The sequence below is a fragment of the Enterobacter sp. QK-SA4 genome (assembly GCF_056856775.1).
The window spans coordinates 2,280,477-2,303,581 of the sequence record NZ_JBXFXH010000007.1; the positions used below are offsets into that span (position 1 = coordinate 2,280,477).

General features: G+C 56.3%; 18 protein-coding genes. 9 read left to right on the forward strand and 9 right to left on the reverse strand.

The features are described 5' to 3' along the window. Window positions 1–17 precede the first annotated feature (17 nt). The 9 genes from AC1VYI_RS12395 (at window position 18) to dsbG (ending at window position 9,928) form a co-directional block, all read left to right on the forward strand. The gene (locus AC1VYI_RS12395) at window positions 18–1,034 is read left to right on the forward strand and encodes a LacI family DNA-binding transcriptional regulator (protein ID WP_047174371.1); all 1,017 of its coding nucleotides are present in this window, start codon (window positions 18–20) and stop codon (window positions 1,032–1,034) included. Between the two features lie 89 nt (window positions 1,035–1,123). Next, on the forward strand, window positions 1,124–2,674 hold the full coding sequence (locus tag AC1VYI_RS12400) for a methyl-accepting chemotaxis protein (RefSeq protein WP_134866164.1): 1,551 nt from the start codon (window positions 1,124–1,126) through the stop codon (window positions 2,672–2,674). A gap of 262 nt (window positions 2,675–2,936) precedes the next feature. Further along, on the forward strand, window positions 2,937–4,406 hold the full coding sequence (locus AC1VYI_RS12405; protein WP_134866165.1) for a YecA family protein: 1,470 nt from the start codon (window positions 2,937–2,939) through the stop codon (window positions 4,404–4,406). A 586-nt stretch (window positions 4,407–4,992) separates the two neighbouring features. After that, entirely contained in the window at window positions 4,993–5,412 is a 420-nt protein-coding gene (locus AC1VYI_RS12410; RefSeq protein WP_134866166.1) for a hypothetical protein, read from the forward strand. A 5-nt stretch (window positions 5,413–5,417) separates the two neighbouring features. Continuing rightward, window positions 5,418–5,978, forward strand: coding sequence for an RNA polymerase sigma factor (locus AC1VYI_RS12415; protein ID WP_023311872.1), 561 nt, complete (start codon window positions 5,418–5,420; stop codon window positions 5,976–5,978). A gap of 87 nt (window positions 5,979–6,065) precedes the next feature. Beyond that, window positions 6,066–6,437, forward strand: coding sequence for a hypothetical protein (locus AC1VYI_RS12420; RefSeq protein ID WP_134866167.1), 372 nt, complete (start codon window positions 6,066–6,068; stop codon window positions 6,435–6,437). 47 nt (window positions 6,438–6,484) lie between these two features. Beyond that, window positions 6,485–8,509 carry a protein-disulfide reductase DsbD family protein gene (locus AC1VYI_RS12425; protein ID WP_226483838.1) on the forward strand — a complete coding sequence of 675 codons (2,025 nt, stop codon included), beginning with the start codon at window positions 6,485–6,487 and terminating at the stop codon, window positions 8,507–8,509. A gap of 7 nt (window positions 8,510–8,516) precedes the next feature. Then, window positions 8,517–9,128, forward strand: coding sequence for a DsbA family protein (locus AC1VYI_RS12430; protein ID WP_226483836.1), 612 nt, complete (start codon window positions 8,517–8,519; stop codon window positions 9,126–9,128). A 41-nt stretch (window positions 9,129–9,169) separates the two neighbouring features. Further along, entirely contained in the window at window positions 9,170–9,928 is a 759-nt protein-coding gene (gene dsbG / locus AC1VYI_RS12435; protein ID WP_023311868.1) for a thiol:disulfide interchange protein DsbG, read from the forward strand. A gap of 39 nt (window positions 9,929–9,967) precedes the next feature. On the opposite strand, the gene AC1VYI_RS12440 is transcribed toward dsbG, so the two are convergent. The 9 genes from AC1VYI_RS12440 to AC1VYI_RS12480 form a co-directional block, all read right to left on the reverse strand. Next, window positions 9,968–11,260: a glycoside hydrolase family 10-like protein gene (locus AC1VYI_RS12440; protein ID WP_482881727.1), complete on the reverse strand. Its 1,293-nt coding sequence runs from the start codon at window positions 11,258–11,260 to the stop codon at window positions 9,968–9,970. A 7-nt stretch (window positions 11,261–11,267) separates the two neighbouring features. After that, complete coding sequence (locus AC1VYI_RS12445) at window positions 11,268–11,555, reverse strand: VF530 family protein (protein ID WP_045399853.1); 288 nt, start codon at window positions 11,553–11,555, stop codon at window positions 11,268–11,270. A 93-nt stretch (window positions 11,556–11,648) separates the two neighbouring features. After that, entirely contained in the window at window positions 11,649–13,820 is a 2,172-nt protein-coding gene (locus AC1VYI_RS12450; RefSeq protein ID WP_134866168.1) for a glycoside hydrolase family 2 protein, read from the reverse strand. Continuing rightward, window positions 13,817–16,483 (reverse strand): hybrid sensor histidine kinase/response regulator, encoded by a 2,667-nt coding sequence (locus tag AC1VYI_RS12455; protein WP_134866169.1) that lies wholly within the window; start codon window positions 16,481–16,483, stop codon window positions 13,817–13,819. The genes AC1VYI_RS12450 and AC1VYI_RS12455 overlap by 4 nt, the downstream gene beginning before the upstream one ends. An 11-nt stretch (window positions 16,484–16,494) precedes the next feature. Further along, window positions 16,495–16,920 (reverse strand): globin family protein, encoded by a 426-nt coding sequence (locus AC1VYI_RS12460; RefSeq protein WP_226483834.1) that lies wholly within the window; start codon window positions 16,918–16,920, stop codon window positions 16,495–16,497. Then, window positions 16,917–18,311, reverse strand: a complete 1,395-nt coding sequence (locus tag AC1VYI_RS12465) for a DUF3131 domain-containing protein (RefSeq protein WP_134866171.1) — start codon at window positions 18,309–18,311, stop codon at window positions 16,917–16,919. Before AC1VYI_RS12465 ends, AC1VYI_RS12460 begins: the two co-directional genes overlap by 4 nt. Further along, a complete protein-coding gene (locus tag AC1VYI_RS12470; RefSeq protein WP_134866172.1) occupies window positions 18,296–19,843 on the reverse strand; it encodes a DUF3131 domain-containing protein in 1,548 nt (515 codons plus the stop codon). Before AC1VYI_RS12470 ends, AC1VYI_RS12465 begins: the two co-directional genes overlap by 16 nt. After that, window positions 19,840–21,171 carry a DUF3131 domain-containing protein gene (locus AC1VYI_RS12475; RefSeq protein ID WP_023311859.1) on the reverse strand — a complete coding sequence of 444 codons (1,332 nt, stop codon included), beginning with the start codon at window positions 21,169–21,171 and terminating at the stop codon, window positions 19,840–19,842. Before AC1VYI_RS12475 ends, AC1VYI_RS12470 begins: the two co-directional genes overlap by 4 nt. Next, entirely contained in the window at window positions 21,168–22,985 is a 1,818-nt protein-coding gene (locus AC1VYI_RS12480) for a glycosyltransferase family 2 protein (RefSeq protein WP_134866173.1), read from the reverse strand. The genes AC1VYI_RS12475 and AC1VYI_RS12480 overlap by 4 nt, the downstream gene beginning before the upstream one ends. Window positions 22,986–23,105 lie beyond the last annotated feature (120 nt).

A 23,105-nucleotide genomic window follows, 5' to 3' on the forward strand; every position in this document is an offset into this window, starting at 1 on the left:
GCCGGATCTAAGTCGTTGTGAGAAAAACAAAACGCGTCACCATTAAAGACATCGCGGAGCTGGCGGGCGTGTCAAAAGCCACCGCCAGCCTGGTCCTCAACGGGCGCAGCAAAGAGCTTCGCGTGGCGGAAGAGACGCGCGAGCGCGTGCTGGCGATTGCAAAAGAGCACCACTATCAGCCCAGCATTCACGCCCGGTCGCTGCGCGATAACCGCAGCCACACCATTGGTCTGGTGGTTCCGGAGATCACCAACTACGGTTTTGCCGTGTTTTCTCACGAGCTGGAAACGCTGTGCCGCGAGGCGGGGGTTCAGCTGCTGATCTCCTGCAGCGATGAAAACCCGGGGCAGGAGACGGTGGTGGTGAACAACATGGTGGCGCGTCAGGTTGACGGACTGATTGTGGCCTCCAGCATGCTTAACGATGCGGACTACCACAAGCTGAGCGAGCAGCTGCCCGTTGTCCTGTTTGACCGCCACATCAACGACAGCGCGCTGCCGCTGGTGATCACCGACTCCATTACCCCGACGGCGGAACTGGTGGCCGACATTGCGCGCCAGCATCCTGATGAATTCTATTTTCTCGGCGGCCAGCCGCGCCTTTCTCCGACGCGCGATCGTCTGGAAGGGTTTAAGCAAGGTCTGCGAGAGGCCGGCGTGGAGCTGCGCCCGGAGTGGATCATTCACGGCAACTATCACCCGAGCTCCGGTTACGAGATGTTTGCTGAACTCTGCGCCCGTCTGGGGCGTCCGCCGAAAGCGCTGTTCGCCGCCGCCTGCGGGCTGCTGGAAGGGGTGCTGCGCTATATGGGCCAGCACAACCTGTTGCAAAGTGATATCAGATTAGCCAGTTTTGACGATCACTATCTCTACGATTCGCTGACGATCCCGGTGGATACTATTCGTCAGGATAACCGCCAGCTGGCGTGGCACTGCTTTGATTTGATTAGCAAATTGATCGAAGGGGAGACGCCGCAGCCGTTGCAGCGCAAGCTCAATGCCACCCTGCAGCGACGCTATAAGCCAGCGAAATAGCCCGGTTCGATACTTCAATAACTTTAATTAATTTAAGTTTTGGAATGGCCGATAACCATAAGGAATAATTCTCCTTGAGGTATTGGTTTATGTCGTTGAAAAAGTCGTCCCTGATCGTCCTGTTCTCGCTGCTTTTCTTCTTTGTTGTCAGCATTGTCACCAGCGTTGGCCTCATCATAAAAAGTAATAATTCCCTGGATAACGTCAATAAAGAAATCCAGGTTGTGCTGTCTATTATTGACCCCATCAACCACAGCCGTACGCTGCGCGTGCGGGTGATGGAGTATGTGAAGATGGTGGAAGCGGGCAACTCGGCAGACGGGGCTGCAAAGCTAACCGCCGTGAAAGAGGCGCTGACCAAAGCGGACCACGCCTTTGCGGCCTTTATGGCTTCGCCGCGTCTGACGGATGAAGCGCCGCTGGTGACTGCCTATCAGGACGCCTGGCAAAACTACCGCAACCAGGGGCTGGCGCCGCTGATCGATGCCGCCGAGGCGCACGATGTGGCCAAATTTAACGCGCTGATCCCGGAAGTCTCCCGCCTCGACCGCCAGTACGAGATCGTTCTCGACCAGGTCCTTTCCGTCCACCAGAAATACGCCAAAAGCCTGAACGAGGATGCGAGCAGCAATTTCGTCTCCGGCCTGGCGATCATTGCCGCTATCGCCAGCCTGTTTGTGGTGGTGATTGTCGCCGTCAGCCTGCTGATGAAGCGCTTTGTCTTTGCGCCGGTAAACCTGGCGCGCGAGCACTGCAGCCAGATTGCGGCGGGCAAGCTGGACGTTCCGGTACCGGTCAAGGGGAGCGCACATAACGAAATCGATCATCTTATGAGCTCAATGGAGCAGATGCGTCAGGCGCTGCTGGCGACCATCGCCCAGGTGCGCGATGCGAGCCATACCGTAACGCACGCAGCGCAGGAGATTGCCTCCGGGAATATCGACCTGGCGTCACGTACCGAACAGCAGGCTTCCGCGTTGACCCAGACGGCAGCGAGCATGGAAGAGCTGAGCGCGACGGTGGCGAACAATACCGACAACGTTTATCAGGCCGGGAAACTGGTGCAGGACGCGGTGAAAAATGCCCACACCGGTGAAGCGGTGACCCGTGAAGTGATCGACACGATGAACACCATCGCGGCGAACTCGAAGTGCATCGAAGACATTACCAGCGTGATTAACAGCATCGCCTTCCAGACCAACATTCTGGCGCTGAACGCGGCCGTTGAAGCGGCGCGCGCCGGTACGCAGGGACGCGGCTTTGCGGTCGTGGCCAGCGAGGTACGCACCCTGGCGCACAAAAGCGCGGTGGCGGCTAAGGACATCGAGAGCCTGATTGCGCAGTCGGTTTCCAGCGTGAAAAACGGTGCGGAGCTGGTGAGCCGCTCGGGCGAGGTGATTGACTCGATTATTTCGTCAGTGAATAAAGTGAATACGCTGATGGAGCAGATCTCCGTCGCCTCCGAAGAGCAGAGCCGCGGGATCAGCCAGGTCGGCCAGGCGGTGACCGAGATGGACGGCGTCACCCAGCAGAACGCCGCGCTGGTGCAGCAGTCCGCTGCGGCAGCGGCATCGCTGGAAGAGCAGGCGCAGCAGCTTTCGCGGAGTATTTCGAGTTTTAGTTTGCCGGTGCAGGCTTAATTGATGGTAGAAGGCTCCTGAAGGAGCCTTAATAGTGTCTGATATAGTTAGTATTTTATGGCTTGAAATCCCATGAAAAACGTAATAGCTTGTGAGCCTTAGTCGACATAACAACCTGTAAGGTTGGATTCCACCTAGTGGAACACAATGATTTAATTCGTCTATAAATAGAATGCCTTAGTTTGTGTTTAGTTTTCAATTAAATGATTGCAGTTTTTTTAATATTAATTTCTAATATTATATTTCTTAAATGAGGGGCGTTATGTTAAGTAAAATAATAAAAAGTGAAGGTGCAAACAATTCAGAGGCTAAATTAATAAAAATTGCGAGTCAAACCTTTCTTGATCTTTGGTCTTATCCAAACATTTATAGCGATGAAGGCATTAATAAACAAAGGATAGGGAAAGAAGTTTGTGATTTATTAGTCGTGTTTGAAAATAATGTGGTTATTTTTTCTGATAAGAACAATTTCTTTAATGATAGAGTGGATGTCAAGGTCGCTTGGGGGCGATGGTTTAAAAGTTCTGTATTAGATTCATGTAAGCAACTTTTTGGCGCAGAAAAATTCATCAAGAATTTCCCTGAAAGATTGTATGTAGATAAAGAATGTAAAATAGCCTTTCCCGTCAAATTAACAAATGACATGAGGTTTTTTTTAGTGGCTATTACTGGGAATACTGGTGAGTCAGCTAGGAAATATTATGACTCTTATGAGCCAGGAAGTTCAGGTTCTTTAATGAATGAATTTTTTTTGGATGCGAATGAGTGTTTAACTAAGCCTTTCGTCATTGGAGACCTTTATCCTAAGAAGACTTTTGTTCATGTTTTTGATGAAGAAAATCTTAGTTTGATATTTGAACATGTTACCACGATTACAGATTTCGTCAAATACTTATCGGAGAAAGAAAAAGCTATTAGACTTGAAGGCTTAGCTGGCAGTGGGGGGGAGGAATCGACTTTGGCTCTTTATCTGCTAAATAATGAAAAGTTAATTAATGACTCTGTAAAAAAAACAGGTAACAAGTTCGTCATACATGAATATATGTGGAATGAATATATATGCTCTGAGATTGCTGAGTTAAATAATGCTTTTCATAAAGGTAGTTTTTTTTGGGATAGATTAATCCAAAGTTTTTCATCATGTATCTTAGAAGCAAATGTTGGTCTGGGTCAGGAAAATGATTTCCATTCGCATGAAATGGCTTTGCGAGAATTAGCTTCTGAAGGGCGAGCTTCTCGATATATGCTATCGAAGAATTTTATTGAAAAAATCAAACAGGTGCCATCGGGGCGCCGTAGCGCTAGGATAGTGGAGTCTATAGATAATAAAGGGAAGTTTTTTCTCTTTTTATTTATCCCTCGAACAAATGGTCAGAGTTATGAAGAATATAGACAAGAACGGGTCGATTATATTCATTCCTATTCTTTAGTGGCTCAGTATAAATATCGTGAAATCAAGAAGTTAATAGTTATTGCCACAGAAACTAAATATTCTGAGGGACGATCGGAAGATATAATTGCATTTGATTTTAGTGAGAAACTGAACAGGGAAAAAAGATTGCTTGCGCAGAAGTTAATGCGAGAGGATAAAATACTTGATAGCTTTATAAGTAATAATTATGATAGTTATAGACCTGTTACTCCGAACGATCGTGATAACAAAGTGGGGCGAAATGAGCTCTGTCCATGTGGATCAGGTAAAAAATACAAAAAATGTCATTATCTACAATGAGATTTTTTCTCGGTCATATATTGTTTATAGATAAAAATGTGGTTTTTGTTTGATGAAATCATGGGCGGCCTTTGGAGTTATTATTTTATGTCATGTACATTGCAATGTATGTTTAGGTTTAATTAACTTTGAATTTAACTTGGAGTATCAGAACCTATATTATTTGAGGGAGCATCTTAGTAAAATTTATCGGTGATAAAGTTATATGCTATTTGATATTCATATTTATGCGGTGTTTTTACTTACATCATTTGGTTGAATATGCTTGATACCATATTTTTTTATTTTACTATGTTATTTAAATCTACCAAAGATATCTGTTGGCTTTTATAATCCCATGGCGGGAACTTATCCTGACGTATTCATGACCATTGATTAAGTTTTTCATTGCTTCACAAAAATATAGATTGCTAATGGTTATAATTTATCATCAATAACGTTATAAATATCATTCAGTTATGAGTATCGCGCATGATTTTCACATTACGTATACATGCAAATTTGAATTTCTACAGCAATATTTCCCTCCCACATCCGTCTACCTCATCACATGCCATAATCAGTTACTGCACACGAGGTAAACACCATGAGAGATTTTGAACTGCACGGCAGAGGTCACGGGCGCGGATTCGGTCGCCACCGTATGGGTAAGGGTTTAGTCATCGGCGCGGTGATTTTCATCGTGCTCGGCCTGGTGGTGATGACCCTGTGGAACGCCTTGCTCCCGACCATTCTCGGCGTTAAGGCTATTGGCTTCTGGCAGGCGCTGGGCATTCTGGTGCTGAGCCGCATTCTGTTTGGCGGGTTAGGTTTCCGCCCGGGGATGTTTGGCGCGCACCGCCGCATGCACGAGCGCTGGATGAACATGACGCCCGAACAGCGCGAGGCGTTTATTCAGCAGCGCCGCGAAGGGTTTGGTCGCCACGGTCGCGGCCACTGCGGCTGGCACGGTCATCGTGACGATAAGCGCGACGACGCCACGCCAAAAGCGCCGGAAGCAGAGTGAGCGAAATGAAAGCCGGGGAGGCGGGCGGATCCATGCTGATGTCGGCGCTCAATGCCTGCCGCGCCCGGCTGACAGCCTTCATTCGCGGACGGACCTCCGTTCGCGATGATGCCGACGACATTTTGCAGGAAGTCACCTATCAGCTGATGAAAGTGGAGCAGCCGGTCGAAAACGTCGCCGCCTGGCTGTTCCGCGCGGCGCGTAACGAGATGACCGACCGGGCGCGTAAAAAGCGTGAGGTGTCGCTCTCCGGTTATTTTACGGGCGAAGACGACGACGGTTTCCCGGAAGACGAGCTGGCCGAAACCCTGTTCGGCGTACCGCACACGCCGGAAGAGGAGTACCTCAAGACGCTGCTGTGGGAAGAGCTTGGGCAGGCGCTGTCTGAACTCCCGCCGCCGCAGCGCGAGGTGTTTGAAAAGACCGAACTCCACGGCTACAGCATTAAAATGCTGGCAGAGGAGACGGGCGCCAGCGAGCAGGCGCTGTTATCCCGCAAGCACAAGGCGGTGCTGTTTCTGCGCACGCGGCTGCGGGACGTCTATGACGCGCTGACGGGCGAATAGCGGCGACAGACAAAACCTTACACTTCCGGCACTTGTAGATTCATCACTATCGTTTATGATCGGGGCGTCTTGTCACTCTGGAACGTTATGCGCAACCGTCAGCTCCTCGGAAAATGGCTTTTGATCGTCACCTGTCTAGCGATGGCGCTTTGCCTCGTGCAGCGTGCGGTGATGCTCAACCATTTTTTACAGGGACTGGATCCGCAAATTTCACTGAGTGCAGATGCCCCGGCTCAAAGCAGCAGCACCGAACAGCCCGGCCTGTCGCCTTGCCAACTTGGCGCACACTCGCTGCTTTGCGCCCAGCCGCTGTTCTTCGACGGCGCGCTACCGGCCATTATTATCTTCTTCGCGCTGCTGCAGCTGTTTACGCAAGGGCGGGCATTGGCTCCCGCAGAACAGCCCGTTCAGGCACCGCCTCCCCGAATACACCTGAAAAACTGCGTTTTCCGTGAATGAAAATCATCGTCCTCACACGATAATTTTCACTGTTCACGGAGTAAAACATGGTTAACCTCTTCAGGGGATTCGTCTTCCTGTGGCTGTCCTGCATCGGCATTGTCCATGCGGCAGACACCGGCTGGCAGGTTTCCCCACAAAACGATCACGCCCGCATCCGCTTTCAGGCGGAGAGGGAGCAAACGCACGTTAAAGGCCTGCTCACCGTTGAGCTAAAGCCCGGCTGGAAAACCTACTGGCGATCGCCGGGCGAGGGCGGCGTCGCGCCAAAAATCAGCTGGCCGGAAGGCGTAACGGATAGCTGGTCCTGGCCGGTTCCGTCGCGCTTCGATATCTCCGGCATGACCACGCAGGGCTATCACGATAAGGTCGCTATCCCGATTACGCTCGACGGGGTTAAGGGCGACACGCTCGACGGGACGCTCACGCTCTCGACGTGCAGTAACGTCTGCCTGCTGACGGACTACCCGCTGCATCTCGATTTTACCCGGCCGGTGGACGAGGGCTTCCGCAGCGAGTTCGCGCAGGCGATGCGTGCCGTGCCCGGTACGTCAGGCGTATCCGCGGATCTCTCCGCCTGGCTCGCTGGCGACAAGCTGGTGATTACCGGCACGACGGACGGGAAGTGGGATAACCCGGGGATCTACTTTGACCCGCTGGAGGGTGACATTCTTCCCGGCGAGCCGGTCATCAAACACGACGGCAATACGCTTCGGGTGACGGTACCCGTGACCGACGAATGGGGAGACAAGCCCGCCTCGCTGGAGGGCAAGAGGCTGTCGTTTGTGCTGACCAGTGGCGGTCACGCGCAGCAAACCACCATGAGCGTTGGCGCGACGCCCGTAGCGCCCTCTGCGCCTGAAGGGACGGGCAAAATGGTGCTCTTTGCGCTGCTGGGCGGGCTGATCCTCAACCTGATGCCCTGCGTGCTGCCGGTCATGGGGATGAAGCTTAACAGCATCCTGCAGGCGGGATCGGACAGGCGCGCCATCAGGCTGCGCTTTCTGGCCACCAGCGCCGGGATCCTCACCTCCTTTATGCTGCTGGCGGGAATGGTGACCGCGCTGAAGCTGGCCGGGGCGTCGCTGGGGTGGGGCATTCAGTTCCAGAACCCGTGGTTTATCGGCCTGATGGTCGCCGTCACCTTCCTGTTTGCGCTGAACCTGTTTGGCGTGTTTGAGATGCTGCTGCCTTCCGCCGCTACGGGACGGTTGGCTACGGCAGGTGGCGCGGGGATTGGCGGCAGCTTCTGCGAAGGGATGTTCGCCACGCTGCTGGCGACGCCGTGCTCCGCGCCGTTCCTCGGTACGGCGGTCGCCTTTGCCCTTGGCGCACCGCTGCACTCCCTGTGGCTGATCTTCCTGATGCTCGGCGTGGGCATGAGCCTGCCGTGGCTGTTTGTCGCTCTGGTGCCGAAAACGGCCATGCTGCTGCCGAAACCCGGCCGCTGGATGAATACGCTAAAAGTCGTTCTGGGCCTGATGATGCTCGCCTCCAGCCTGTGGCTGGCGACATTGTTAAGCGTGCATCTGGGCGAGGCGGTCAGCCAGATTGTGATGCTGGTGCTCATCGCCGTCGCGCTCGCGCTGTTAGCCCTGAAGGGGCGAAAATCCTCACCGCTGTTCTGGCTCGTGATTATCGCGCTGTCGGCGCTCGGCGGGTATCAGGCGCGCGGCCTGCTTAACGCGCCGCCTGACGCTCCGGCGCAGAATGCCGCTCAGTCCATCCCGTGGCAGCCGCTCAGCGAGGAGGCCATCCAGCAGGCGCTGGCGCAGGGGAAGCGGGTGTTTGTGGATATCTCGGCGGACTGGTGCGTGACCTGCAAAGTTAACGAGCATCGGGTGCTGAATCAGCCGGACGTCATTGCCGCGCTGCGCCAGCCGGACGTGGTGGCCCTGCGCGGAGACTGGAGCCAGCCGTCCGCGTTTATCGCGGATTTTCTGGCGAAGCGAAACCGTTACGCTATTCCGTTTAACGCGGTGTATGGCCCCGGCCTGTCTGACGGCGAAATCCTCTCGCCGCTGCTGGACAAGCGCACCCTCATCACCACCCTGAACAACGCAAAAGGCTAACTGTGTTATGAAAAAAATCCTTATTACGCTTCTGCTCCTGCTGGCCCCGGTTCAGGTGTTCGCTGCCCAGCCGCTGACGCCGGACCAGGAGCAGCGTGCGCAGAAGATGATCGCTGATTTCCTGTTTAACGATCCGAACTCCCCGCGCATCGGCGCGAAAAACCCAAAGCTCACCCTGGTGGTGTTTACCGACTACAACTGCCCGTACTGTAAAAAATTCGATCCGTACCTGGAGAAGATTGTCGAAAAACACCCGGACGTGGCGGTGGTCTTTAAGTTTTTACCTTTCCGCTCGGAAAGTTCGCTGACCGCCGCACGAGACGCGTTAACCCTCTGGCGTGCGCATCCTGAGCAGTTTATGAAGCTGAACCACACTCTGATGGCGAAAAAGGGGTACCACGATGACGCCAGCATTCAGGAGGCGCAAAAGCGGGCGGGCGTGAGCGTCACCGCGCCGGATGACGAGAGCCTGATGACGATCAAGCGCAGCCTGATCGTCGCGGAAAAAATGGGGATCCAGGGCACGCCCGCCACGCTCATCGGCGAGGAACTGTTGCCCGGCTGGGTGCCGTTTGAACAGTTCGACGAAATGGTCAGTGACGCACTGAAAAACCGCTAACCTGAAGGGGGCGGAATGCCCCCGACAAACCGGAGAGGGAAATGAAAAAATTACTGTTACTTTCAGCGCTGGCGACGTCAGGGCTGGTGCAGGCCGCTGAAGCCATACCGGACGTGGTGAAGCACTTCGGCGAGCAGCAGAACATTAAAATCATCAAGAAGCTGGATGCGCCCGGCGGCGCGCCCGCCTGGCTGGGGCAGTATCAGGACATGGGCGTGACGCTCTTTTTAACCCCGGACGGCAAGCACGTCATTTCAGGCTATCTGTACGATGATAAAGGAAAAAACCTCAGCGAAGGCTATTTCCAGAAAGAGATCTACGCCCCGATGGGCCGCGAGATGTGGAAGAACCTCAACGCGGCGCATCCCCTGAAGGAAGGGGCGGATAACGCCCCGCGTAAAGTCTTTGTTTTCGCCGATCCGTTCTGTCCGTACTGCAAGCAGTTCTGGGCCGAAGCGCAGCCGTGGGTGAAGGCGGGCGAGGTGCAGCTCAACACGCTGCTGGTGGCGTTTCTCAACCCCAACAGCGGGCGTAACGCCTCGGCGATTCTGAATGCGAAAGATCCGGTTTCGGCGTGGCGCGAATACGAGCTTTCCGGTGGGAAAAAATTACCGAAGCCAGAGGGCGAGGCTTCCCGTGAGACGGTTGAGATCCTGCAGAAGCACCAGACGCTGATGGACAGCCTGGGCGCTAACGCCACGCCGGCCATTTACTATCTGAATGCGGAAAATGAGCTGCAGCAGGTGGTCGGTATGCCGGACGCGCAGCAGCTTGAGGCGATGTTCGGGCCGAAGCCGTAAAAAAACAGGCAGAAACGGGGCGTTTCTGCCTGATGGCATTTAGCTTCCCCAGCGTCCTTTCAGGTAGTTCACCGCCTGCTGCGTCTGCGGCTGGCTCAGGTAATCTTCCCGGAACAGGATGGTGCCGTTCACGTTGGGCAGCGAATCGTTGAGATCGAGCTGTTTTTTCAGCTCCGGCACGCCGCCCTGAACCGTCCAGTCCGGCTCGTTTCTCGACGGCTCGCCCACCTTGTAGAACGCAATGCCGATATACAGGCGAGTGTGGGTCGGCTTAACGACGTCGGCCCACCATTTGGTCAGCACGTCGTAGCGCGCGGCATCCCGGGAGAAGGGCCAGTAAATCTGCGGAGCGATGTAGTCGAGCAGGCCCTGCTGAACCCACTGACGCGTATCGGCGTAGGATTCATCGTAGGCCGCGGCGCCGCGGGTGTCCGAGCCTGCCGGGTCAAAGGAGCGGTTACGCCACACGCCCGCCGGGCTGACGCCAAACTCAACGTCGGGCTTAGTCTGTTTAATCGCGCGGGAAACCTGGACGATCAGCTGCTGCGTGTTGTGTCTACGCCAGTCGGCCTTTGAGGCAAATCCCTGGCCGTATTGCCGCCAGGTCTGCGAATCATTGAGCGCGGACCCCGGAGATTCGGCGTAAAAGTAATCATCGAACTGCACGCCGTCTACCGCGTAATTCGCCACCACTTCGGTCACCACTTTGGTTATCCAGTCGCGCACTTCCGGAATGCCGGGGTCGAGAACAAAGCGGTCACCCGAGATGCGCACCCACTCAGGGTGCTGGACATAGACGCTGGACGGAGTCTGATAGGAAGTCCGGTTCAGGGCGGCGATGGTTGACGGTTTGGTGTTGGTCGACACGCGGTACGGGTTGAACCAGGCATGGACCTTCATGCCGCGCTTGTGCGCTTCATCCAGCATAAACTGCAGCGGATCGTATCCCGGATATTCGCCGATGTTGCCCGTCAGCATATCCGACCACGGCAAAATTTTTGATGACCAGAGGGCCGTGCTGTCCGGCTTCACCTGGAAAAACACAGTGTTAATACCGAGGTGCTTAAGGTTGTCGAGCTTGCTTATCAGCGCCTGCTTCTGCATCGCGATGCGCTGATCGGCGCTGCGGCCGTTCACCGAGGCTACTGGCGGCCAGTCGAGACGAGAGACGGTTGCCAGCCAGATCCCGCGCATCGGCTCGTTTGCCTGCTGCGTCGGTTTGCTCGCGGTGGGGAGAGGGGTAACCAGTGATTTGGGTGGTTTTGAGGAGCAGCTCACAAGTAAAAGCGCGCAGGCAGCCAGCGCACCAATCCGTTTTACGTGTCGCGTCATTTGCGTATTAGCTCTTGATAATCCGACTGTTGGCCCAGGGATTAAAGGCGGGCTCCGCCTGTTCTGTGCTTACCTCATCGTTGAGGGAGTCCAGATACAGGGCTTCCACTTCCGCGCGCGCCCACGGGGTGCGGCGCAGAAATTTCAGGCTCGATTTAACGCTGGGATCTTTTCTGAAACAGTTAATTTTGATTCGGTCGCCCAGTTCGCTCCAGCCATATTTTGCCACCAGGGCATTGACCATCATCTCCAGCGTTACGCCATGCAAAGGATCTTTGGAAATATGTGCAGTCATAGGTGTCCGGATGTCTCGATTTTTAGGGGATTGGGGTAACCCCTGAAAGGGTACAAGAAAGCAGGGGAAGCGGCAATTTTCCTTTTCTCTCGCTCATTTTATGACGGACTCCGTGCGCTGATTTTCACCAACACTTTTTCCCGCCCTGTTTTCAATCGTAAACCCGATCGATACCTCATCCTGACCCACGGGCGTGGCCGTCAGCTTTTTGACCATCTTTCCCGAATCTGCTGGGATCGTCATCGTCATCATGCCCTTTGCCAGCACCTTATCGCGCTGGGTGATACGCCACGACAGACGGCACTCGCTGCACGGTTTCCAGGTGTCGTTGATGGCCCAGAGACGCACGGTCGCCGCCGTGCCGGATTTCCACTGCGGGGTGACCGGTTCAATAGAAGGCAGAACCGGCTGGTATGCGCGTTTTAACGCGTAAAAACCGGCTTTAGGCTTACGGAGATAGTCCACCACGCCCCAGTTAATGGAGGGCCAGGTCTCGACAAACATAAAGTGAAACAGGGCCGTCACCGGCTGGTAGCGCTGTCGGCGGTAGCTCTCGGCAGCCGTGGCGACGAGCCGCGCCTGATACGCCTGGGTATTGCGGATCATTTCCTGAATGTTGTTTCCGCGCGGGATACCGGCAAATTTAAACGTCTGGAAGGGCTGAAAGTTATGGTATTTCCAGACGCTCCAGCCGGGATCATCAGCGGCGGTGGTTTTTGGCCAGAGATGCGCAGCCGGGATGATGGTTTTTAGCGTTGACAAGCGGGGCAGCGCCTGCGCGCCAAACTCGGTAATGATCCCCGTTTTAGCTGGCGTCAGCAGGTCACGTACGCTACCGAAATACCAGCCCGCCCAGTAGTGCTCCTCAACGGCGGAAAAGCGATGCACGATGCGGGAGGTATCTTCGGCAAGCGTATCCGCTACCCGCTGCGTGAGCTCGCGGTTGAGGTTTTTGTTCCAGTCCGGGAAGCGTTTTTCCATCCACGGCGAATTCCAGGGCGGTTCGTTATGGCCGCCCCAGACGATGATGGCGGGTGAGTTGCCAAACTGTTCGATCATCTCCCGCGTCTGTCGAACCGCATTTTTGGTAAAGGCGTCGCTGCTGTCATAGCCCCACTGCAGCGGAACATCCTGCCAGATCATCATTCCCATCTCATCGGCAACGTCATACAGCGCGCGCCCGGCAACGTGTCCGTGCACGCGAATGGCGTTGGCATTCATGGCTTCTGCCAGACGAAGATCGCGACGATATTTTTCTCGCGTCATGGTGCCGAGCCAGGGAGAACCGATGTAATTGCTGCCCTTAACAAAAAGGCGCCTGTCGTTAATGAGCCAGCCTTTGTTGTCTGGCTGCTCAACGATCTTGCGCAGCCCGGTGCGGGTGACCGCCGTATCCATTAACCCTTTTTCATCCCGTAATGAGACGCGAACCGTATACAGATGGGGTTTCCCGGTGCCGACCGGCCACCACAGTTTTGCCGCAGGCATGGGCAGCGTGACACGCGCGGAATGGGCGCCGTTTTCCAGGTTAACCGGAAAATCTGCCTGGAAGCGCTTACCGTTGAAATTGGCAGGTGTGGCGGTGAGCCGCGCGGTTGCCGGGCCCTGACCGAGCGCGCGATAGCGAATCTCAGCCTTCAGTTCAGGCCTTTTCAGCCCCTGCGACCAGTCAGGCCGAAGGATGATTTCATCCAGGGTGGCGCCCCGGCTCAGATGCAGCCTGACCGGAGCCCAAATGCCGCCAGAGTTGGCGTCCTGTCCTTCCGGCGACCAGGCGCCGCCGGGACGCGTGTCATGCTGATTAAGAATCCCCTTCATGACCGTTTTATGCAACGGCCAGACCTTGTGCGGATCTTCGTAAGGGCTATCCACCCGAACCACTAACTGGTTGTGACGTTGTAACGCGGCGCTGGCGTCCAGCGAAAAGCGCTGAAAATAGCCCTCGTGCTTGCCCAGCGGCTGGCCGTTCAGCGTCACATCGGCAAGGTAATCGACGCCGTCAAACACCAGGGTGCTCATCACGTCGGGCGGTTGAAGGGGTAGCGTAAAGGCGTGCTTATACCACAGCGCGCCCTGACGATCGTACCCCGCGCTGTACCAGTTGGCAGGGACTTTCAGCCCGCGCCAGCCTGACGCGGTAGGAGGCGTGCCGTCGTTGGCATCCTGAACCCGCCAGGTGCCAGCAAGTGACCAGCTGACCGGTGTCGGGTTCGCCGCCAGCGGTGGAATAAACAGCGCAAAGAGCAGCGCGCAGCTACGGGTCATGGTTCGTTTACCCCTCGCGCGTTGAGCCACGCCATCAGGCGCTGCGATTCCATTTGAAGACGCCGGTTTAGCGTCGCAAGCTGTTGCCTGTCCTGCGTGTGCGCCTCGTTCTCCAGCGCCTGCAGCTGACGGGCGAGCAGCCCGAAATCCAGCGTGACGGCTTCTCCGCGCAGCTTGTGGGCCGCGCGGCGCAGCGCTTCGCGGTCATCGTTGTCGATAGCCAGGGCGATCGCTCTTATGGCCTCCTCCAGCCCTTCGCCAAACAGGGCCAGCAGCTCCTGTACAAGGACAGGGTCGTCAGCGCACTGTTTCAGCAGGCGTGCTTCATCAGGAAAAACGGAGGAATCATCATGACGCTCGAGCACGCGAGCAATCTCTTCAGCGAGGCGCTCCTGGCTGATGGGTTTGGCAATGTAGCCGTCGAAGCCCATATTAAGGCAGCGCTCCTTATCCCCCTGCATGGCGTGTGCGGTCATGGCGACGGCAGGCTGAGCCGGTCCGGGCCGGGAGCGTTCCTCCTCGCGAAGCAGGCGAATGGCGGTCTCGCCGTCCATCTCGGGCATCTGAAGATCGATCAGCAGAACGTCCCACACGCCCGTGCGCCAGCGTTCAAGCAGCGCGACGCCGTTGTCGACGATCTGACAGGTATGGCCGAGGCGTTCCAGCAGGCGCGCTGCAACTTTCTGATTAACCAGATTATCTTCAGCCAGCAGGATCCGCAGCACCGTAATGCCCGGGGCGGCGACGGGGGCGGGCGCGGTTTCCCCCACGGTCTTCGGCGCACGTTCAAACGCCGCGGCAATCGCCTGATGCAGCTCGTCCTGGGCGATAGGCTTATGCAGATAGTTTTTGATGCCTATCCGCTTCAGCATATTGATGTCAAAATGTCGGCTCATGGAGCTCAGCATGATGATATGGCTTTCAGAAATCTGCGGCAGAACCGAAAGCTCAAGGGCCAGAGACACGCCGTCCATATCCGGCATCTGCGCATCCAGCAGGATCAGCGGCCAGGCACTCGCTTTAACCCGGTTGATGGCCTCGCTGGCGTTGTTGACGCAGGTGGGTTTTAGCCCCATCTGGCTCAGCATGGCGGCCAGCAGACGAAGGTTGGTTTCGTTGTCATCAACCACCAGCACGGGTTCCCCGTTAAAGCGCTGGCTACGCGGGCGTTCCTCAGGGATAAGACACTGTGTTGAAAGCGGCAGAACGAACGAAAATTCGCTGCCTTTCCCCGGCTCGCTGGTGACCGTCAACTCGCCGCCCATCGCCGCAACCAGTCGCGAAGAGATGGTTAGCCCGAGCCCCGTACCGCCGTAGCGGCGGGTGGTTGAGTTATCCGCCTGGCTGAAGGCTTCAAAAATGGCCTTTTGCTTATCAGCCGGGATACCAATACCGCTGTCGCGCACCCGAAAACGCCAGTGATTCGGGTCATCCCCGGATTCAACGATCAGGATAACTTCTCCCTGGTGCGTAAATTTCAGCGCATTACCCAGCAGATTGGTCAGAACTTGACGCAGCCGGGCACCATCGACCAGCAGCACGTCGGGAACATCGGGTGCAATATCAACCAGAAGCTCGATGCCTTTTTCGCTTGCGCCCGGCATATGCGGGCGAATAAGCGACTGGATAAAGGGGCGGACAGGGACTGGTTCCGCCTCCAGCTCCACTTTGCCAGCTTCAATACGGGAAAAGTCGAGAATATCGTTGATGATATGCAGCAAAGACTGGGCAGAACTCATCACCAGCGTCAGGTAATCGCGCTGATCGGCGTTGAGAGTTGTGTCAAGACACAGCTGGGTCATGCCAATAATGCCGTTCATCGGGGTGCGGATTTCATGACTCATGTTCGCCAGGAACGCGCTTTTCGCCTCATTGGCTTTTTGTGCCTCAAGGGCCGAGGCGAACGCCTGAATTTCAGCCTCTTTGCGCCGCGTAATATCCTGCAGCGTGCCAATAACGCGCTCGGCGTTTCCCTCAATGGAGAGTGTGACCACCTGGCCTGACAGCAGCATCCAGCGCAGTCCTTCGGTAGGATGATGTACGCGAATTTCACATTCAAAGACCGGACGATGATCCTGCTTCGAAGCGTGCAGCGCCTCGCGCAGCGCTGCACGATCGTCCTCGTGGATCTGATTGAGCAGAAAACGAACCGGATATCGCCACTGTGTGCGCGACTGACCCAGCATGGCAAGCAGCGTGTCGTTAACCTGTAACGCGTCGCCGGAAACCTGCCAGTCCCAGATCCCAATATGGATGGATTCCGCTGTCAGCAAAAAATCGTCATGCAGCTGGTGGCGCGCGCGCTGCGCCTCATCCAGCTCCGTAATATCGCTGTGCAGGCTAACAATACCGCCGTCCGCAAGGCGCTGATGCTGGACGAAGATCCGCCGCTGGCCAACTTGCCGCACCTCACAGTGTTTATCCTGCCGACAGTTGCGCACGACCGACTCGCGCAGCGTCTGGCGCAGGCCGGGGTCGACGTTATAAACAGCATCGATAAAGCGTTCCGCCAGCTCAGCAAGGGGCATACCCACCTGCAGCCAGGGGGTGATGACTGGATAAAAAAGGGCCACGTTATCATTCCAGGTCTGCAGGCGCTCATCGCAGTCATAAATCATGACGGCGGCCGGCAGCGCGTTAAGATCGTACGTGAATGAACTCATCGTGATCCTCCCTACTCGCGGTAGTGCAGTTCTGCCTGTCGGCGCAGGTATTCCAGCCCGGGCGCGATAGCCATCGCCCAGGCCGTCAGGATCTCATCGTCGCACTGCGGATCGCGCTCGCTCACCGCGTTCAACATCGCTTCGCGCCAGAGCGCGAAAAATCGTGGGGGAAGGTGCAGGCCGTCGTCGTTTTGCTCCCGCGCCAGACGCTCGAGAAAATCAGGGACGATCAGGGCGCCGTCTACCGCAAGCATGGCGAAGAAACTTTTAAACAGGGTCTGCTGACCTTCACGATCCGGCAGGCTAGAAAAATGCTGCTCCGTCTCGGGTGACATATGGACGAAGGCGTCATAGAACGTCTGAAAAAACGCTGTTTTGTCATTATCCGGAAAGACGCGGTTCAGACTGGATTCAAACAGATCGCGGTAAAACTTCACGGCGTCCTCCTTACGGCGTTTTCGCCCGGCAGACAGTGTCCGACTGGCGTATATTCCTCTGCTACACGGCGCGTAAAGTAGCTCTCTTTCTTAGACCGGCGGGCGTCAAACAGCGGCCCGGCGTTGTGCTTAAAGAAAAGGGCTTCCAGAACCGTGGCATTGGTAGAAAGGGTGAGGGAGGCGTTGGTATCGCCCGTGGCTTCAAGGCGGCCTTCGTACCAGCCTTTCTGCGGATCGTTAAGGTGCTCGGTGACCGACATCAGGACGTCGGTATAAGAGGTATCCCACAAGGCCCACAGCGCAAAAACCGCTTTTGTCGATACCTGCGCGAAGCGGGTGTAATCCCGGCCATCATCGCCAACAGAGTTCCAGGCATAGCCATTTCCCCAGACCGTATCCTGTATATGCCAGGGTGCCTGAGGGAGTGAAAAATCCGCTCTGGCCGTCAGGATCTTATCGGTCTCCCAGCGGCTTTTCTGGCTGAGCCAGACGTTTTCCGCCTGCTTGCGCAGGCGCTTTTGCAGATCGGCCGCAACGCCTTCCGGCTCCCAGCCAAACTCCAGGCCCGGCAGCATATAGGGAAGGGTAGTTATCAGGGAGGGCTGCCACGTGGTACGCGGATCGCGGGCGTCCACGGCAAGCCGCCGCTGGGCGATGATGACGTGGTGCGCCGGGGGCGTAAACGCTTTATCCGGGGAAAACCCCCACAGATGAAACGCCGTCGCGGCATATTCGCTTTCGCCCAGGCGCAGCTCCTCACGGACCACCGGCTGGCCGTTTTGCAGGGAAGAGGACCACAGTTCACCTTCACCATCGATGACCGGACAGAAGTTCCAGCGCAGAATGATTTTATCCAGATACTCGCTGTACTGCGGCTCCCGCTCAGCGGTGAGGCGCAGGGCGAGCATCAGGCGAGCCATGTCGCGTGCGGACCAGCCATTTTTAGCGGGCTTGCCGCCAAAGTCGATCGGCGCCGCCGTCTGGCTGGAATAGAGCCGTCCTGGCGTCCGGGTCTCGGTCAGCATCAGGCGGTTGAGAGTGCCCATCAGCCGCGTCAGGCGGGCGTCATACTCGGCCTCATCAATCAACCCCAGCTCTTTTGCCGCCAGCAGGGCGATAAGCGTATCGCCCATTTGCCAGAGCGTGACGCGTGGCTGTTTGTCGTTTCCGTTGACCAGGCCCGTTTGCGGCTGGGTATTATTGACGAAATAGCGCCAGGCGATCGCCGCCCATTTCTGTTCTTCCGGCGTCAGGGCAGCGATACGCGCGCTGGAGTGCCAGCCGCCATTGATTAGCCAACGCCAGCCAGCCCCCTGATGGCCAAACAGAGCAAAGATGACCACACCTGCGAGGAGTAATCCCGCGAGCCCTCTGGCTATGGTTTTAAGCATTGCGCAGTCACCGGAGGCAGTTTAACCGGCTCGTCCGCGCTGCATGACGCGCACTGACAGGCCTGGCAGGCGGGTTTGGTGCGCTGCGTGACACCGGTCCGGTCGCACCAGCTTTTTACGGCTGGCGTGCTTGTCAGGAACGGGCGGCTGCGCAGGGCGTTGTTCTCTTCAAACTGATCGAGCAGCTTTTGATCCCACAGCGACGGCGCAAAATCCTTGCTTTTCGGGTTGTCGGTATTGAAGGCCAGCAGTTTTCCCTCTTTTTTGAACAGCAGGGCTTCCAGCATGATGCCGTTATTGTTCGCGGTGAACTCCTTGATCGGCCCGTCGCCGTTTTCATACAGCCCTTCGTAGTAGCCTTTTCCCTCTTCGTTGGCATTCTCAATGGTATTCAGCAGGCGGTCGGTATAAGGCGAGTTCCACAGGACCCACATTCCCAGCGCCGCCTTCAGTGAAATCGCAGCAGCGTTAGAGACGAATTGTCCTTTGTCGGTAATGGTGTTCCAGTTGTACCCGTCGCTGAAGACGGTGTCATAGACGAAGTATGGCGCTTTATCGAGCTGGTGCTCAGAGCGCGCGGTGAGGACGCCGGTGATGGTATAGCGGTTCTCCTGAGCCTGATAAACGCGATCGGCAAAGTTTTTCATCCACGTCAGGGAGTAGTCGCGCGGGGCGTTATCCCGATCGGTCGGCTTATCGAAGCCGAACTCCAGACCGTAGAGCAGGTAGGATTCCGTCACCACGTAGTTATGCTGAGACGTATTGCGCGGGTCGCGTGAATCATACGGAACCAGCACGCAGTAAATCTCGGCCAGCTCGTATGGCTGCGGACGGCTGGCTTTACAGGTATTGAACCCCCAAAGCTGGAAACCTGCCGCACCGTACTCTTCATAGCCCAGGCGGCCTTCCTGAACATACTTCGGCTGGCCGTTCTCCAGATAGGCACCGTACAGCGTGCCGCAGGGGTCGATCGCGTGGCTGAAATCCCAGCCGAGCACCACGTTATCAACGCTGTTGCCGTATTCCGGGTAACGCTCTTTGATGATTTTCAGCCAGACCAGCATTCGCCCGATATCGAGGGCCGAGAAGCCAATTTCGCCGGGCTTGTTGGTGTAGTCCACCTTCTGGCCGCTGATGGTGTTATAGGCTTTGTTGGGCAACTCGTTGCGGAACAGCACAAGGGTGTTAAGCGTGGCGAGGAATTTCAGCATCCGGCGGTCGAACTCTGCTTTATCAATGATCCCTAGCTCGCGCGCTGCGGTCATTGCGGCAAGATAGGAAGCGCTGTCCCACATGGTGGTGGAGGGATATTTGTTGACCGCATTCACCAGCCCCGTCGTGGGCTGATAGTTGGAGACGAAATACTGCCAGGCGTTTTTCGCAATGGTCATCTCTCGGGCCGTCAGCTCGCCGCTGCGCGGGGCGTAGCCTGATGCAGGCAGCCCGGTTTCCGCGCGCGCGGTCGAGAGCGCCAGCCAGCAGATCGTTATTCCCGTGAGCAGGTGGAAAAGGATCGGGGATCTTGACTTCATGGCGTTGCTCCTGCGGGAGTGGATGAATGAGTGGCTGTGGAGAAGCAGGCCAGACAAAGCATCTGGCCGTGCGCGATATACGACAGACTTTCCAGCACGATGGCGTTGGTGTCGGCGTCCACGACGCTATTAACGCTGTTATTAAGATTGAAGCCGCGTTGCCAGCCTTTACCCGGCACCAGAAGCGGCAGAACCTGCTGGCGCAGCGCCTCGCTCCAGCTGTTGCGGAACAGGGCATACCAGGCAAACGCGGTGCGGGTGGAGGCGATCGCGACTTTCTCCGGCACTTCGTCACGCAGGGCGCGCGCCTGTACCGGCTGCCTGTTGGGCAGATCGGTAACGTAATCCGGTGCCGGTTCGGCGTAATCCGTGCTGATGGGAGGTTTTGGTGAACGCAGGCCGTGGCGCCGCTGCTGGATCTGCATAATCCGCCACGCAATTTCAGCGCTCTGTGCGTCAAAACCCAGTTCGAGTCCGGTTAGCAGATAGGGCAGACTGATCAGAGAGGTCTGCTTGCCCCAGGGCGTGCGCAGCCCTTCATCGGGAACCATGATCCCGTCCAGGTCGATCATCTTTTGCCCTTCGGGCGGATTGGTGACCGCCAGTCCCGCCGCACTGTCAATCAAGCGCAGCGTATGGCTGGCATAGAGCCGGTAGCCAAAGCTATCTCGCTGCTCGTCGGCAGCCAGCGTCCAGTGATGGAGCGGTACCGCCGCGTGGCTTTGGGTGCTGTTTTCCATCAGCGCGCCGGTGCGCCAGACGCTAAACAGATCGCGGATAGCGGACGCGTGCTGAGGATAGCGCCACAGAATGGTCTGCAGCGCCGTCAGCATGCGACTCAGCCCAATTGCAGAGGCGTCGGGTTTCCCCAGAATTTTGAGGGTGTCCGCATGGTAATACGCGGCAGGGAGGCCTTGTTCATTGAGCGGCAGCTGCCCCAGCGTAAACAGGGCCGCGCTGACCCTCTCGTCAAACTCATCGGTGGAAATGATATTGAGCTGCTCTGCGGCGGCGGTCGCAAACAGGTAGCTCCCTACGCTCCAGAGGCTCAGCCAGGGCTCACCGTCGCTGGCATTTGCCAGGCCATTTGGCTGGGTATTGTTCACATAGTATTGCCAGGCCACCCGCGCCCAGATGGCCTCGTCGTAGGTCAGCTCGCGTTTCGCGGGCAGCGGAGGGAAATCTTTACTGAGCGCGATGCCGCCGCTGCTCTCCACGCGCGAAGGCATTTGTTTCTCAACCCATACCACAATGGCAAAGCCGAGCAGGAACCCCAGCAGAATAGTGAGATAACTGCGCGCGGAAAGCAGGGCATCACGTATTCTCATTGGGTGACCTCATCGTCTTCGGCGGGCGTCCACATGGCTGCGAATATCAGCGGCAGCATGGCGGCGATGTTTACCCCTCCCCAGAAAATATTGATGACGTAGCCGGAAGGATCGTCGACCTGGCCCCGAGCAACCTGAATGCCGCCCCAGATAAGCCCAGCGAGGGTCAGTACCACGATGGCAATCTGCGGCTTCACCAGGTAGAGAAAACGGCCCGTCTGCCTCTCTTTTGGCGTAACGTGAAATTTGATCTGTTCACCCCGCAGCACCGTATTGAGCGCGCGCAGGTTCATGGAAAAGAAGGAGAGGTAGGAGGCCCTGCCGTCCCAGGCCGAAATTCCCCATGTCCCGAACATAAAGGCCAGTTCAGAGAAAATAAAAAAGGGGAGAAAGTGGAGATAGAACGGCGTCGACCAGGCCGATACCGGCGGAATGCCGGTGAACAGATAGATAATGGGCGAGATCAAAAATACCGTGTTCCACACGCAGGCCATATAGGACCAGAAGGTTGTGGCATACATCAGCGTCTGGGGGAGTGAAAGCCTGAAGCGACGACGGCTGAAGATGTTGTCATGGAATAAAATATCCAGCGAGCCGGCGGCGTACTTAAAGCGCTGGATCATCCACGTCAGCATATCCTGCGGAGAGAGCATCTTCGACTCAACGCGCGGGTGCATGACCGAACGCCAGCGTCTTGCGGCGTCACCGTGCAGCAGCACCGAGGTGTAAATATCTTCGGAGACGTGAAACTTGTAGGGCGTGAGTTCGGTGTCGAATGCCACGTGCGGGCGCATCGCCTCCTGTAGCGCGCTCCGCGTTTCGTCATCGCGAATGTCGCGGGTATGGCGATGGATCTCCTCTTCGACGGACCAGACGTAGCTTCTCAGCGCGGCCTGCATAACCGCCTCGCGACGGTGGATGGACGCCGCGCCGCAGCAGAACGCCGCGTTAGCCCAGTTGCGCCGCCGCAGGATCACGTCATAGAACATGCGCGGATCGTTAAAAAACGGGTCGCGGCCAACCGTGACCGGGCCAACACACTTTTGGATCAGCCAGCCCAGGCCATAGCCTACTTTTCCCGCTTTCCGCTGGCCCCAGCGCGACAAACTTTCTCCTTCCGGGAGATCGAAGAACCACTGCGGCGTCTGCACCCAGGCCACGTCCGGGTCGCGGAAATAGCCCAGCGTATGGCTGAGAAGGGTGGGAAATACCCGGGTATCGGCGTCGCAGATGACAAGAAAATCGCCGTCGGTTTGCTCAAGACCATTGCGCAGATTACCGGCCTTAAAGCCGATGTTGGTCTGGCGACTGATGTAATTGACGCCTTCCTCATCGCAAACGGCTTTCATCTCCGGGCGACGGCCGTCATCGAGGACGTGGATCCGGTAGTCAATCGGGTACGGGTAATCCATCTTCAGGGCATCGCGAATGGACAGCCTCACCAGCTCGGTGTCTTCGGAGTAGGTGGCAATGAAAAGATCCACCTTAACGGGACGGGGTTCTACGGCCTCCTCCGGTGCCAGGCAGTCGTTAATCTCGCTCGGAGGCGGACTCTGGGGAGGATCCTGTTCTTTCCATAAGTTGATGGTGAACAGCACGGTGCCGATCCAGGCCAGGGTTTCGGCAAGTACCAGCGGTATGGCGTACCATAAGGCGTCCGTATTCAGGGAAGCGGTCCAGCGCCAGTAAATATAATTTGCGCCCAGAATAAGCGCCGCGACCGCTAACACCTGCCAGGTCATCATTACCCAGCGCGGCGTTTTTAACGGTTCCGGAGGTCGACGATGTTCAAAACGGGAAAAATAAAAATCCATAGTTCCGGCGTTCCTGATTCCGTGAATATGCAGAGCCATTCTGCTGCGCACGCAGTTGCCCAAAAGCGAAAGAAAATAGCGATTAAACAAGATTTAAGATAAGTGTAGAACGCCGAATAA